The sequence below is a fragment of the Kosakonia sacchari SP1 genome (genome assembly GCF_000300455.3).
Classification (GTDB): Bacteria; Pseudomonadota; Gammaproteobacteria; order Enterobacterales; family Enterobacteriaceae; genus Kosakonia; species Kosakonia sacchari.
The window spans coordinates 4,331,467-4,345,394 of record NZ_CP007215.2 but is presented as its reverse complement, the minus strand read 5'-3'; the positions used below and the strand labels follow the sequence as shown (position 1 = coordinate 4,345,394).

Here is a 13,928-nt window from a genome sequence, read left to right as displayed (position 1 = left end):
GAAAACCCATGACAACCCCAACTTTTGACACGATCGAAGCGCAAGCCAGCTACGGCATTGGTTTGCAGGTAGGACAGCAGCTGAGCGAATCCGGGTTAGAGGGGCTGTTACCGGAAGCGCTGGTCGCAGGGATCGCAGATGCACTGGAAGGCAAACAACCCGCTGTTCCTGTCGACGTTGTCCATCGCGCGCTGCGTGAAATCCACGAGCGTGCCGACGCTGTGCGTCGTTCCCGTTTCGAAGAGATGGCGGCAGAAGGCGTGAAATATCTGGACGAGAACCGCGAGCGTGAAGGCGTGAACAGCACCGAATCCGGTCTGCAATTCCGCGTAATCACCCAGGGCGAAGGCGCTATCCCGGCGCGTACCGACCGTGTACGTGTGCACTACACCGGTAAACTGATTGACGGCAGCGTGTTTGACAGCTCCGTTGCACGCGGCGAACCGGCTGAATTCCCGGTTAACGGCGTGATTGCTGGCTGGATCGAAGCCCTGACGCTGATGCCGGTGGGTTCAAAATGGGAACTGACTATTCCGCATAACCTCGCGTACGGCGAGCGCGGCGCTGGCGCGTCTATTCCGCCGTTCAGCACGCTGGTATTTGAAGTGGAACTGCTGGAAATTCTGTAATTCCCCGCATGAATGCCTCTTCCCGTCAGGGAAGGGGCTACACCTACTGCGCTGATCGTTTGTTAATAAAACCAATGCCAACAGATTATCTTGCAAATGGCGCAATCAGGTGTATTTTTGTGAGCTATTTCGCGTTACCTGAGTGATATGACACTCACTTTAAACAAATATTTAACATTGTTTTTAATTCCGAGTATTCATCCCGCCGATTCTTACCTAATATCTTTGCGTCCATACAAGGGCGGAACACGCAACTAAAAAAGGCCAGTAGAGCCCCAACAACACAGACAGGAATACAACATGGTAGATCAGGTTAAAGTCGTGGCCGATGAACAGGCGTCGACTGAACAGTCGCTACGGCGAAATCTCACAAACCGGCATATTCAGCTCATCGCCATTGGCGGTGCCATCGGAACCGGGCTGTTTATGGGCTCCGGGAAAACCATCAGCCTCGCCGGTCCGTCGATCATTTTTGTCTATATGATCATCGGCTTTATGCTGTTTTTCGTCATGCGCGCCATGGGTGAATTACTGCTGTCGAATCTCGAATATAAATCCTTTAGCGACTTCGCCGCTGACCTGTTAGGGCCGTGGGCGGGGTATTTTACCGGCTGGACATACTGGTTTTGTTGGGTAGTGACCGGTATGGCCGATGTCGTCGCCATCACGGCTTACGCGCAGTTCTGGTTCCCCGGCCTTGCCGATTGGGTAGCGGCGCTGGCCGTTGTCGTCGTGCTGCTGAGCCTCAATCTCGCGACGGTGAAAATGTTCGGCGAGATGGAGTTTTGGTTTGCGATGATCAAAATCGTCGCCATTGTCGCGTTGATTATCGTGGGTGTGGTGATGGTGCTGATGCACTTTAAATCTCCAACCGGCGTTGAAGCCTCCTTCTCGCATCTGTGGAATGACGGCGGCTGGTTCCCGAAAGGCATCAGCGGGTTCTTTGCCGGTTTCCAGATTGCGGTGTTTGCTTTTGTGGGGATTGAACTGGTCGGAACGACCGCAGCGGAAACCAAAGATCCGGAGAAATCCCTGCCGCGCGCCATCAACTCGATCCCGGTGCGTATCATTATGTTCTACGTTTTCGCGCTAATTGTGATCATGTCGGTGACACCGTGGAGTTCCGTGGTGGCGGATAAGAGCCCGTTTGTTGAGTTATTCGTGCTGGTGGGGATTCCGGCGGCGGCGAGCATTATCAACTTCGTAGTGCTAACTTCGGCGGCATCTTCCGCCAACAGCGGCGTCTTCTCCACCAGTCGGATGCTGTTCGGCCTGGCGCAGGATGGCGTAGCGCCGAAAGCGTTCGCTAAGCTCTCTAAACGCGCGGTACCGGCGAAAGGGCTGACCTTCTCCTGTATTTGCCTGCTGGGCGGCGTGGTGATGCTGTACGTGAATCCGAGCGCGATTGCCGCGTTCACCATGATCACCACCGTATCGGCGATCCTGTTTATGTTCGTCTGGACGATCATCCTCTGCTCGTACCTGGTGTATCGTAAGCAGCGCCCGCAGTTGCATGAAAAGTCGAACTATAAAATGCCGCTGGGCAAAATGATGTGCTGGGTGTGCATGGCGTTCTTCGCCTTTGTGCTGGTACTGCTGACGCTGGAAGCGGATACCCGCCAGGCGCTGATCGTGACGCCGTTGTGGTTTGTGGTGCTGGGTGCAGGCTGGCTGTACGCGGGCAAAAAGCGTCTGGCTAACCGCCAGCCATAAAAAAAGAGCCGCGCGGCGGCTCTAAACTTCCATGAATCAGGGCGCTCTCGGGCGCCTTTATTTATTCGCCAGCGAGGGCACGCGGGAACAGAGTGTTGTTTTCCAGGCTGATGTGTTCCATCAGATCGTCAATCAAGGTGTTGATACCGTTATACATCGCCTTCCAGGTGGTGCAGGCTTCCGGCGGCGGTGTGACGTTATTGGTAATGTGTTTGATCACTTCCAGCAGTTCGCCCGCTTCATCATGCTCGCTCTCCATTACGCTTATCGGCCCCATCGCCTGCGAACCCATGCCCTGTTTGATCATCGGGAACAGGATCTGCTCCTCTTTCATCATGTGGCTGGAAAGTTCCTGGTGCAGCATGGTCAGGTATTTGGTTAAGCCGCGCGGCACGTTCGGTTTATCGGCGTGGACGCGCTCAACTTTGGTGGCCTGCAGGATCAGTTCCGGCAGTTGTTCGCGGTGACGGTCATGGTAACGCACGATAATGTGGTCGATGATTTCCGCCAGCCCCGCCACGCGCCAGTCTTTCTCAATCGGCTGCTCGGCAAGCGTCGCCAGCTCGGCTTCGATGACGTCAATATCCAGCTCTTTGCGGGCCGCAGAACGTCCCAGCGTCTGCTTACCGCCGCAGCAGTAATCCATATCATATTTACGGAACAGTGCGGAGGCGCGGGGGATGGAGAGCGCCAGCTCACCCAGGGGTTGATCGCGGAAAGCCATAGCAGTTACCTCATGTGGAATCTATAAGTTGTATTTTAAATGCATCTTTAAGCCGATGATATACCCCTTTTGGGGCAGCGAGAATCGCCTTATTCCTTTCTTACACGAAGAAATGTGATATCCATCACAAAAAATCTTACGAATTTAACATGTTGAATACCGGTGTTTTTATTGGAAATTACTGGATTGCGACCTGCATCACAATTAAACAACTCCGCGCCGCTGCCGATACCAAAACTCCAGACAATATCCTGCACGCTATAAAGGCTTACAATGTTTAAAAGAATAAAAGTTATTACTTTATTAATCATGGTGTTACTTGTACTTGGTGCCATGCAGCTGATCTCCGCTGGCGTGTTCATCAGTGCGCTTAATAACGATAAAAACAACTTCAACGTTTCTCAGGTTTCCAGCCAGAACGTTTCCGAATTTACCGATGCCTGGATCAGTCTCAACCAGGCGCGTGTGACGCTGAACCGCGGCATGCTGCGTCTGCAAAGCAGCACTGCCAGCCAGATTAATGGCGGCCAGCTTAATGAACTGGCGCAAACGGCCACCAACTTGCTGAACCAGGCGCAACAGCATTTCGAGAAGTACAAAACTATTCCGGACACCCCAGGGCTGGATAAAAACCTGTCGAAAGATCTGGAAACGCAATACGGCATCTACCATGCGACGCTGACAGAGATGAACCGTCTGCTGCTCGCCGGGAATCTGGAAGATATGTTCCGCCAGAACGCCGAAGCGAAACAAGTTGCCATGCAGAAGAGCTATCGCGCGTGGCGCGATGCGCAAACCGTACTGGCGAGTGAAGGGATCGTCCAGAATGAACGCGATTACCAGCGTATCCTGTGGATCCTCGGTACGGTGATGCTGGTTGTGCTGGCGGTGATTGTCATGAGCTGGGTTGCGATGCAGCGCGTTCTGCTGAAGCCGTTGCATGAGGTGATGAGCCATATCCGCCACATCGCAAGCGGCGATTTGACGCATAACATCGACGCCGAAGGCAAAAACGAAATGGCGCTGTTGGCGCAGAATGTTCAGGAAATGCAGCAGTCGCTGGTGAAAACCGTGAGCGTCGTTCGTGATGGCGCAGACACCATTTACACTGGCGCGGGTGAAATTTCTGCCGGCAGTAACGATCTCTCTTCACGCACTGAGCAGCAGGCTGCTTCTCTGGAAGAGACCGCTGCTAGCATGGAGCAGCTCACCGCGACGGTGAAACAGAACGCCGACAACGCCCGTCAGGCAACGCAACTGGCGCTGAATGCGTCCGGTACTGCGAAGAAAGGCGGTGACGTGGTGGATGGTGTGGTGCGCACCATGGATGAGATTGCCACCAGTTCCAGCAAAATCGCGCAGATTACCAACGTGATTGACGGTATCGCCTTCCAGACCAACATCCTGGCGCTAAACGCCGCCGTTGAAGCGGCGCGCGCGGGCGAACAAGGCCGTGGCTTTGCCGTGGTTGCGGGCGAAGTGCGTACCCTGGCGCAGCGTAGCGCGCAGGCAGCGAAAGAGATTAAAGGGCTGATTGAAGACTCTGGTAATCGTGTCAATGCGGGTGCCGCACTGGTGCATGAAGCCGGGGAAACCATGGCTGAAATCGTCAGCGCCGTCACGCGCGTGACCGACATTATGGGCGAAATCTCGTCTGCGTCTGACGAGCAGAGCCGTGGTATCGATCAGGTGGGTCAGGCCGTTGCCGAGATGGACCGCGTTACCCAGCAGAACGCCTCGCTGGTAGAAGAGTCTGCCGCTGCCGCTGCAGCACTGGAAGAGCAGGCCGCGCGCCTGACTGAAACCGTGGCGGTATTCAAGGTCAACCGTACGCGTAGCGCACGCCGTCCGGCATTAGTCACGCCAGCCAGCAAACCGCAGGCCAAAGCGACCGAAAGTTTCAGCGAAGCCAACTGGGAAACGTTCTGATAACGGTTGCGTCGCGCTCCCGAAACCCGGCATATGCCGGGTTTTTTTATGCCTATTTGAAAATCACAGGCGGGGGCACTCATCGACACAGAGTGGTTATGCCTGATTGCGTGGCATACGCTCTCACCGAACGGGCTGAGGCCTGAGTTTCGCGCCGTTTATCGGCGCGAAACCAATGCGAAGACGGTTTTTATTCGGCGCTCAGGGCGGTGACGCTGGCTCTTTCCGGTTTCGACAGCACCGCCATCAGCACGCCGCCGACCAGCAAGATAATGCCGCAGACGGTGAGCAGCGGCGGCAGGCTTTGGCGCAGCACAAAGGTATAGAGCAGCCCGGCCAGGGTTTCAAAGACAATCAGCGGGCCGACAATCACCGTCGGTAAGCGCTGGCAGGCAATGTTCCAGCACAATGCGCCCACCCACGAGCAGAGTACCGCAATGGCGAACATCAGCGTGATAAACACCAGCGGACGCGGCCCGAAGGGTAGGGTGAAATCAGGTTGCTGAACACCAAGCCACAGGCATGCCGCAATATAACCCACCAGTGACACCGGCAGTGTCACCAGCGCTTGTGCTGTGGCCCACATCATCGGGTTTTTGTCCGGGTTTTCCCGCAGCCAGCGGGCATTGCGCAGCGCATACCAGGCCCAACAGGCGACCGAAGTGAAAGCCAGCACAATACCGGAGCCGTAGCGCCAGCCGCTGAAATTGGGCAGTCCGTTGCGCAGTTCGGCGATATTCACGCAGCCTAACCCCAGCGCAATACAGAGCAGCGCGGGAGCAAGCCGCCGCCACGAAAGTTTGCCGTCACGCTGGCTGTAGAGCAGGTTAGCGCACACCGGGATCACCACCGGTAGCGTGGCGATAATCATCGTCGACACCGGCGCGCCCGTGCGCTGAATGGCGCTTGCCAGGCAGACGTAATAGATAAGGTTGCCCATCATCGTCAGCCATAAAGCAGTGAACCAGTCGCTGCGCGTAAGCTGGCGCAAGCGCGCACGACCCAGCCACGCCAGCGGCAGGGCGATAATCCCCAGCGCCAGATAGCGCCCGGTAGATTGCAGCGCCGCCGGGTAATCCGGCACGATCAACGGGCCGACAAAAATAAGCCCCCACAACAGCCCGGCAAGCAGGGCATACAACACACCACTAATCATCTTTCCACCTACATTTACATCGGCAGCGGACAGTGTAGGAGAGCAACGCGCGGGAATATTGTATGAGATTGCGCATTAACGGCGCGTGACTTGCTTTTGGTAACGCACCGGCGTGATGCCGTAGCGGTGCGTAAATGCGCGGGTGAGGTGTGATTGATCGGTGAGGCCAGTAACGGCGGCGACATCGGCGGCGGGCATGCCCTGCGTCAGAAACGCTTTGGCACGCCACAGGCGGATCGCCATCAGCATCTGGTGCGGGGTGACATGAAAATGCACCTTGAACTGGCGTTGAAAATGGTACGGGCTGAGCGCCGCGACTTTCGCCAATTCGTCGAGCGTCAGGTTGTGCATATAGTTGTCATGCAGGTAATCGCGCACGCGCTCAAACCGGTGCGCGCCTTCCGGGCGCTGTGGCGCATGGTGCGCCAGCGGGCGGAAGGTATCAATGAGATCCAGCAAAATCCCCTGTTGTGCCAGCGGATCGTCGGTGTGCCACAAGCCGTGGATCTGGGTGCAGATTTGCCGGGTGCGCAGCGGATCGTGACGCATGACATCGCTAAACCACCAGTGGCGGATCCCGGTCACTTTCTCCAGGAGATCTGGCTCAAGGTAAACCATGCGATAGCGCCAGCCGTCGGCGGTTTCCGCCTCGCCGGTGTGCAGCTCGTCAGGGTTCATGGTGACCACGGAATGCATCGGCGCGACATACTGCGTACCGCGATAACGAAAGCGTTCGGCACCGGCTTCAATAGCGCCAATACCAAACGCTTCATGAGTGTGCGGCTCAAAGGCGTAACGCGAAATATGCGCGTGGTACAGCTCCACCCCCGGCAGTAACGCCAGGTGGCGAAAGCGTGCGCAATCTCGCTCGTCAGTAAACTGCTCAGGTACGCCTTCCACGATCTCTCTCCACACGGGTCATCCCTTCATTATTAGGGATGGCCCGGCGGGAGGCTACAAAAATTAACCACTTTGTAACCTTTACAGAAGGTCGTTGACGCTCTTTTCAATCGACGTAGTCGGGCGGCCAATCAATTTGCTGAGCGTTTTACTGTCATCAAACAAACCACCTTTGGCGGCTCCTGCATCGGAATCCGCGAGCATGGTGGCGAGCCAGTCCGGTAGGCCAGCGCCTTTCAGCGCGGCGGTGAAATCGGCTTCGCTCAGGTTCTGATAGACCACGTTTTTACCGCTGGCTTTGCTGAGTAACGCGGCCAGTTCAGTGAGCGTCCAGCCGTTGTCACCGGCCAGTTCATAGACTTTGCCCGCATGCCCTTCTTCGCTTATCACGCGCGCGGCGGCGGCAGCGTAATCGGCGCGGGTGGCGGAGGCGATTTTGCCGTCACCGGCGGCGCCAATAAATACCCCGTGCGCCAGTGCCGCTGGCGCGCTTGCCAGGTAGTTTTCGCTATACCAGCCGTTACGCAGCAAGGTGTAAGGAATGCCGGAATCGGCGAGCATTTTCTCGGTTTCAACATGTTCAACATGCAGACCAAGCGGGGATTTATCGGCGTGCAGCAGGCTGGTGTAAGCAATGAATTTCACCCCGGCGGCTTTGGCGGCGTTTATCACATTGCGGTGTTGCGCGGCGCGCTGGCCCACTTCGCTACTGGAGATCAGCAGCAGCTTGTTCACGCCCGCCAGCGCCTGGGTTAACGCGGCCTGGTCGCCATAATCAGCCTGGCGTACCAGCACACCTTGCTTACTGAGCGCTTCGGCTTTCGCCGGGTTACGAACGATAGCGACAATCTCTTTTGCCGCCACGGTTTTCAGCAGTTCTTCTACCACAAACTGGCCCAGTTGGCCGGTCGCGCCGGTGAGTGCGATCATAAGTATTCTCCTTCGGTGTTCGGTGAGTGTTGTGGTACGCTACCACCTTAACTAACTTTTAGTAAGTACGTACAAAAAGGTAAGTATGAAAACCGACACCCAACCACAAACGCTGAGTGAACTGGTGCGCAATGGCAACCTGTTCGCCGAGCAGTGTCCCTCGCGGGAGGTTCTGAAACATGTCACCAGCCGCTGGGGTGTGCTGATTCTGATGGCGCTACGCGATGGCACTCACCGCTTTAGCGACTTGCGCCGCAAAATGGGCGGCGTGAGTGAAAAGATGCTGGCGCAAAGCCTGCAATGGCTGGAGCAGGATGGCTTTATCAACCGTGTGGCTTATCCGGTGGTGCCCCCGCATGTCGAGTATAGCCTGACCCCGCTGGGTGAGCAGGTAAGCGAGAAAGTTGCTGCGCTTGCTGACTGGATAGAACTGAATGTTCCGCGGGTACTGGCCTTCCGCGATGAACAGGAAGGCCAGCAGTCGTTGGTTGAATAACTACTTGTTTAACTGAATGTTATAGATAGCAAAGCCGATCTCGTCGTTGGCGACTTTCGTCATCGGATAGCGAGCTTTCTCTTTGATAAACGCGGCGGCTTTGTCCGTGGGCGCAGTTTCAAAACGAATATCCAGCTTCGTGTCGCTGTGAATGGGCGCCAGTTGCCAGTTGTTGTCGGCAGCCGGATGGATTTCCCCTTTCTGTTTGGTTTCATCGCTTATCCATTTCGCCAGCACCGCGCGGTTTTCATCCGGCGAGGCAAAGGCAATATGGCTGTCGCCGGTACCGGCAAACTTGCCGCCGTAGGCGCGGTAGTTATTGGTCGCGACGAGGAACACCGCGTTCGGATCAATCGGCTTGCCGTTAAAGGTCAGATTTTTAATACGTTCCGCCTGCGGGTTAACGCTCTGGCATTCGCCGTCGTAGCGCGCCGGTTGCGTCACATCAATCTGGTAGTTCACACCATCAATGACATCGAAGTTATAGGTGCGGAAGCCATCCCAGTTGATCAGGCTTTGCGGCTTAGCACTGTGTGGATCGATCTGGTTAAACTGACCGGCGGAGCACTCCAGCCACTCTTTCACCTCTTTGCCGGTCGCTTTCACCACCACCAGCGTGTTCGGGTAGAGGTACAAATCGGCGGCATTGCGGAAGGTTAACTGCCCTTTTTCCACTTCGACATAACTGGCGGGATCATTCTTGCGACCGCCCACTTTAAACGGTGCGGCAGCGGAAAGTACCGGCAGTTTTGCCAGATCCGGATCGCCCTGAATAAAGTGCTCAACGTAGGCTTTTTGCGCGTTGTTCACCACCTGCACGGTCGGATCGTCCTGCACCAGCGCCAGGTAGCTGTACATGTTGTCGGCGGATTTGCCGATCGGTTTACCGACAAACTCGCGGGTGGCGTCGTGATCGTGTTTGAGGATCTGCACCAGCTTGCTGTCTTCGTCAACGAGGGCTTTTTTCGCCGCGGCGTCATAAATCGGGCGCGCTTCGGCTTTGGATTCGCGCACCTGCCATTTACCAGAATCATTGTTCAGCACCAGATCGACCACGCCAAGATGATCGCCCCACATGCCCGGCATCACGGACGGAATGCCGTTCAACGTTCCTTTCTTGATATCCGCGCCTTTTATCGCCGCAAAATCTTTACCCGGGAAGACGGCATGGGCGTGGCCAAACAGGATCGCATCAACACCCGGCACTTCACTGAGGTAATAAACGGAGTTTTCCGCCATCGCCTGATACGGCTCAGCCGACAGCCCAGAGTGGGCGACAACGACCACCAGATCCGCGCCTTTGGCGCGCATTTCCGGCACATATTTACGCGCGGTTTCGGTGATGTCGTTCACCGTCACTTTGCCGCTCAGGTTGGCTTTATCCCAGACCATGATCTGCGGCGGCACAAAGCCGATATAACCGATGCGCAGCGTGTGCGTTTTGCCGTCGCTGTCGGTGACCGGCGTCTCTTTGATTAAGTAAGGTGTGAAGAGCGGCTTTTTGCTTTTCGCATCAATAATATTGGCGTTTACATACGGGAATTTCGCGCCAGCCAGCGCCTTGTGCAGGTAATCCAGACCGTAGTTGAATTCGTGGTTGCCCAGGTTGCCGACGGCGTAATCAAGGGTGTTCATCGCTTTATACACCGGGTGAACCTCCCCGGCTTTCAGCCCTTTCGCCGCCATATAATCGCCCAACGGGCTGCCCTGGATTAAGTCGCCGTTATCCACCAGCACGCTGTTTTTGACTTCATTTCGCGCGGCGTTAATCAGGCTTGCGGTGCGTACCAGGCCGAATTTTTCCGTCGCCGTGTCTTTGTAGTAATCAAAATCCATCATGTTGCTATGCAAATCAGTGGTTTCCAGAATACGTAAATCCACCGTTGCAGCCTGCACGCTGGCCGCAATCAGCGTGGCCAGAAGCGTTGCACTAAACTTAATCATCAGAGGCATCCTTTTTCGATCTAAGCCACAAAAGAAAGTGTTATGTACATTTTGTTGCTTACAGAATTGTGAATACTGCCATAAAAGCGCGCAAAGAAAACGCAATCGCTATCACAGATGGCAGATTCCGCCGCAATACGATATAAGTAAAACAATGAGTTACAAACCACTGAACAGAAGAGGTGGAAAATGTTAGATGCAATTTGCCAGCTCGCGCGCGAAGCGGGCGATGCCATTATGCAGGTCTACGATGGGCATAAGCCGATGGAAGTCACCAGCAAAGTGGATGACTCACCGGTAACCGCCGCAGATATTGCTGCCCACGGGGTGATTGTGCGCGGTTTACAGGCGTTGACGCCGGACATTCCGGTGCTGTCAGAAGAAGATCCGCCCAGTTGGGAGGTTCGCCAGACATGGGGGCGTTACTGGCTGGTGGACCCGCTGGACGGCACCAAAGAGTTCATCAAACGCAACGGCGAATTTACCGTCAATATCGCCCTGATTGAGGACGGAAAACCGGTGCTCGGCGTGGTTTACGCACCGGTACTGAAAGTGATGTATTCCGCCGCAGAAGGGAAAGCGTGGAAAGATGAGGCGGGGCATCATCAGCAGATTCAGGTTCGTGATGCGCGCCCGCCGCTGGTGGTGGTGAGCCGCTCACATGCGGACGATGAACTGAAAGAGTATTTACAGCACCTTGGCGAACACCAGACTACGGCGATTGGTTCCTCGCTGAAATTTTGTCTCGTGGCGGAAGGTAAAGCGCAGCTTTACCCGCGCTTTGGGCCAACCAACGTCTGGGACACGGCGGCAGGCCATGCGGTGGCGGTTGCCGCCGGGGCGCATGTTCACGACTGGCAGGGGCGCACACTGGATTACACCCCGCGCGAATCCTTCCTCAACCCCGGCTTTCGGGTTTCGCTCTACTGATTAAGCAGTTTGTGCAGCAGGTCGATGACTTGCTGCACCTCTTGCTGGCTCAGACCACCATCTTTTGCGTACTGTACGCGCCCGTCTTTATCCAGCACCACAATCGCCGAGCTCTCCTCGTCCAGTTTCCAGGCTTTGCGCGTCACGCCTTCGCTATCCACAATAAATTGTGACCACGGATAGAGCTTCTTATTGCTTTCGATACTGCTGCGCACAAACATCGCGCTGCCGGGAATGGCGTCATCGGTGTTAACGATGGTGGTGGTTTGGTATTTATCGTGCGGCAGTTTTGCGGATTTGATCGCTTCAATCAGCGCGGCATTCTTCTCTTTTGCTGAGGTTCGACCGGCAATATGCTGCACCACTCGCACTTTGCCTGGAAGTTGGGCGCTATTCCATTTTTTATAGCTAAACTTGTCGTTATCCAGTATCAACTCCCCTCTGTCGGCTATGCCCACAGGCGGCACGCGTTGGTTGTTCTCAAAATTATGGGCTGAAGCAACCAACGGCAGTAACAGGCATGTCGCTGCCAGGATGTTACGTAGGGTCATGGCGTTTCCTTATTATCTCTTGTGTTTGTGCAGGTGATCCGACCACTTGGGTTCGCGTTTTAATCATAAATGCGATCAATGCGTTTTGCCCGCAATCTGGATGCCAGTTTGCGGGCAAACGCACATAACCGTGAAAAAATGTGGGCTTATACTGCGCAGAGTAAGGTGTTGAAAAGAATATTCTGAATAATTGTCATCAAAAGGTAAATAAAGTTATTCACACTATGTATGGGTTAGGTTCTGAACTATAGTCATTGAGCATTAAAATTTGCGCTCATCTACGTTGGTCCGATTGTGGAACCGCAAGAGCGTAATGTTTCACAGGAGATACAAGAATGAAAATTTTCCAGCGTTACAACCCACTTCAGGTGGCTAAGTACGTAAAAATCCTGTTTCGTGGACGGTTGTATATCAAGGACGTTGGCGCTTTCGAGTTCGATAAGGGCAAAATCCTGATCCCGAAAGTGAAAGACAAACAGCATCTGTCTGTCATGTCTGAAGTTAACCGTCAGGTGCTGCGTTTGCAGACCGAGATGGCTTAACAGTTGTGCTATGCAGTAGTTCAAGTACTATAAAAAAACGGCCCCAAAGGGGCCGTTGACATTTCTGCGGTAGATTACGCCGCGCCTTTACCTTCGGCATCCGGCAGCTTCGGCGTTAACACCGCCGCGCGGGTATCAATGCGAGTTACCAGCAGCTGATCGATGCGGTAGTTATCAATGTCCACCACTTCGAATTTGTAGCCGGAAAACTTCACCGCATCGGTGCGTTTCGGGATTTTACGCAGCATAAACATCATAAAGCCGCCGATGGTTTCGTAGTTACCGGACTGCGGGAATTCATCGATATCCAGCACGCGCATCACGTCATCAATCGGTGTACCGCCGTCAATCAGCCACGAGTTTTCATCACGTGCGACGATCATCTCTTCCACCTGGCCGACCAGATCGCCCATCAATGTCGTCATTACATCGTTAAGCGTGATGACGCCTACTACCAGCGCGTATTCGTTCATGATCACCGCGAAGTCTTCGCCCGCGGTTTTGAAACTTTCCAGCGCTTCAGAGAGCGTTAATGTATCCGGAACAATCAGCGTATTGCGGATCTGCACGCCGCTATTCAGCGCCATGCTCTGGTTTGCCAGTACGCGGTTCAGCAGATCTTTGGAGTCGACATAGCCGACAATGTGGTCGATATCATCGTTACAGACCAGAAACTTCGAGTGCGGATGTTCCGACACTTTCTTTTTCAGGCTCTGTTCATCTTCGTGTAGATCAAACCAAATGACGTTCTCGCGTGAGGTCATGGATGACGGCACGGTGCGCGATTCCAGTTCAAACACGTTCTCAATCAGTTCGTGCTCCTGCTTACGCAGCACCCCGGCTAATGCACCGGCTTCCACCACCGCGTAAATATCGTCAGAAGTGATGTCATCTTTACGCGCCATCGGCAGTTTGAAAATGCGGAAAATGACGTTGGCCAGGCCGTTGAAAAACCAGACCAGCGGGCGGAAAACAAATAAGCAGAAGCGCATCGGGTTGATGATACGCAAAGCCACGGCTTCAGGCGCAATCATACCGATGCGTTTCGGTGTCAGGTCAGCGAAAAGAATGAATAACCCGGTCACCAGCGAGAAAGAGATAATAAAGCTAAGTTGTTCGGCAAGCTCCGGTGAAACGACATTGATCAGCAGGCCGTGAAAAACGGGGGAAAACGCTGCGTCGCCGACGATACCGCCAAGAATGGCAACGGCGTTAAGACCGATTTGCACCACCGTAAAGAACATACCAGGCGTTTCCTGCATTTTTAAAATGCGTTGCGCGTTGATATTGCCTTCATCGGCAAGCAGTTTGAGCTTAATTTTTCGCGATGCGGCGAGTGAGATCTCGGACAACGAGAAAAACGCACTTACCGCGATCAGACAGAGTATGACTAAGATACTGTTTAACATAATTTATCCAGCTATTAACCGGATCCTCGGAAGGGGTTTTGAATATCCATGTGGTAAACACTAATGAAAGCCGGC

At 54.5% G+C, this 13,928-nt stretch carries 14 protein-coding genes; 6 read left to right on the top strand and 8 right to left on the bottom strand.

From position 1 onward, the window contains the following. Positions 1-8 precede the first annotated feature (8 nt). Entirely contained in the window at positions 9-629 is a 621-nt protein-coding gene (gene fklB, locus C813_RS43535) for an FKBP-type peptidyl-prolyl cis-trans isomerase (RefSeq protein WP_017459143.1), read from the top strand. A gap of 300 nt (positions 630-929) precedes the next feature. Continuing rightward, entirely contained in the window at positions 930-2,342 is a 1,413-nt protein-coding gene (gene cycA, locus C813_RS43530; RefSeq protein ID WP_017459142.1) for a D-serine/D-alanine/glycine transporter, read from the top strand. 61 nt (positions 2,343-2,403) lie between these two features. Here cycA and ytfE read toward each other — a convergent pair whose 3' ends face one another. After that, positions 2,404-3,066: an iron-sulfur cluster repair protein YtfE gene (gene ytfE / locus C813_RS43525; RefSeq protein ID WP_017459141.1), complete on the bottom strand. Its 663-nt coding sequence runs from the start codon at positions 3,064-3,066 to the stop codon at positions 2,404-2,406. Between the two features lie 89 nt (positions 3,067-3,155). Beyond that, positions 3,156-3,401, bottom strand: a complete 246-nt coding sequence (locus C813_RS47390) for a hypothetical protein (RefSeq protein ID WP_167578993.1) — start codon at positions 3,399-3,401, stop codon at positions 3,156-3,158. On the opposite strand from C813_RS47390, the gene C813_RS43520 reads away from it, so the two are divergent. Continuing rightward, entirely contained in the window at positions 3,340-4,995 is a 1,656-nt protein-coding gene (locus C813_RS43520) for a methyl-accepting chemotaxis protein (protein ID WP_017459140.1), read from the top strand. The two genes, C813_RS47390 and C813_RS43520, sit on opposite strands and share 62 nt — an antisense overlap. A gap of 190 nt (positions 4,996-5,185) precedes the next feature. On the opposite strand, the gene C813_RS43515 is transcribed toward C813_RS43520, so the two are convergent. The 3 genes from C813_RS43515 to C813_RS43505 all read right to left on the bottom strand — a co-directional run bounded on the left by C813_RS43515 (position 5,186) and on the right by C813_RS43505 (position 7,981). Beyond that, positions 5,186-6,151 carry a DMT family transporter gene (locus tag C813_RS43515; RefSeq protein ID WP_017459139.1) on the bottom strand — a complete coding sequence of 322 codons (966 nt, stop codon included), beginning with the start codon at positions 6,149-6,151 and terminating at the stop codon, positions 5,186-5,188. 75 nt (positions 6,152-6,226) lie between these two features. Next, on the bottom strand, positions 6,227-7,051 hold the full coding sequence (locus C813_RS43510; RefSeq protein WP_017459138.1) for an AraC family transcriptional regulator: 825 nt from the start codon (positions 7,049-7,051) through the stop codon (positions 6,227-6,229). An 81-nt stretch (positions 7,052-7,132) separates the two neighbouring features. Next, positions 7,133-7,981: an SDR family oxidoreductase gene (locus C813_RS43505; RefSeq protein ID WP_017459137.1), complete on the bottom strand. Its 849-nt coding sequence runs from the start codon at positions 7,979-7,981 to the stop codon at positions 7,133-7,135. A gap of 85 nt (positions 7,982-8,066) precedes the next feature. Here C813_RS43505 and C813_RS43500 point away from each other — a divergent pair, with 85 nt between their 5' ends. Further along, the gene (locus C813_RS43500) at positions 8,067-8,477 is read left to right on the top strand and encodes a winged helix-turn-helix transcriptional regulator (RefSeq protein WP_017459136.1); all 411 of its coding nucleotides are present in this window, start codon (positions 8,067-8,069) and stop codon (positions 8,475-8,477) included. Here C813_RS43500 and C813_RS43495 read toward each other — a convergent pair whose 3' ends face one another. After that, on the bottom strand, positions 8,478-10,421 hold the full coding sequence (locus tag C813_RS43495) for a bifunctional 2',3'-cyclic-nucleotide 2'-phosphodiesterase/3'-nucleotidase (protein ID WP_017459135.1): 1,944 nt from the start codon (positions 10,419-10,421) through the stop codon (positions 8,478-8,480). A 189-nt stretch (positions 10,422-10,610) separates the two neighbouring features. Between C813_RS43495 and cysQ the strand changes: the two genes are divergently transcribed. Further along, positions 10,611-11,351: a 3'(2'),5'-bisphosphate nucleotidase CysQ gene (cysQ, locus tag C813_RS43490; protein ID WP_017459134.1), complete on the top strand. Its 741-nt coding sequence runs from the start codon at positions 10,611-10,613 to the stop codon at positions 11,349-11,351. Here the strand turns inward: cysQ and C813_RS43485 are convergent. Then, positions 11,345-11,902 (bottom strand): YtfJ family protein, encoded by a 558-nt coding sequence (locus tag C813_RS43485; RefSeq protein ID WP_017459133.1) that lies wholly within the window; start codon positions 11,900-11,902, stop codon positions 11,345-11,347. The two genes, cysQ and C813_RS43485, sit on opposite strands and share 7 nt — an antisense overlap. A gap of 335 nt (positions 11,903-12,237) precedes the next feature. On the opposite strand from C813_RS43485, the gene C813_RS43480 reads away from it, so the two are divergent. Further along, positions 12,238-12,444: a DUF1107 domain-containing protein gene (locus C813_RS43480; RefSeq protein WP_004857160.1), complete on the top strand. Its 207-nt coding sequence runs from the start codon at positions 12,238-12,240 to the stop codon at positions 12,442-12,444. A gap of 74 nt (positions 12,445-12,518) precedes the next feature. Here C813_RS43480 and C813_RS43475 read toward each other — a convergent pair whose 3' ends face one another. Then, a complete protein-coding gene (locus C813_RS43475; RefSeq protein ID WP_017459132.1) occupies positions 12,519-13,853 on the bottom strand; it encodes a hemolysin family protein in 1,335 nt (444 codons plus the stop codon). Positions 13,854-13,928: the final 75 nt, after the last annotated feature.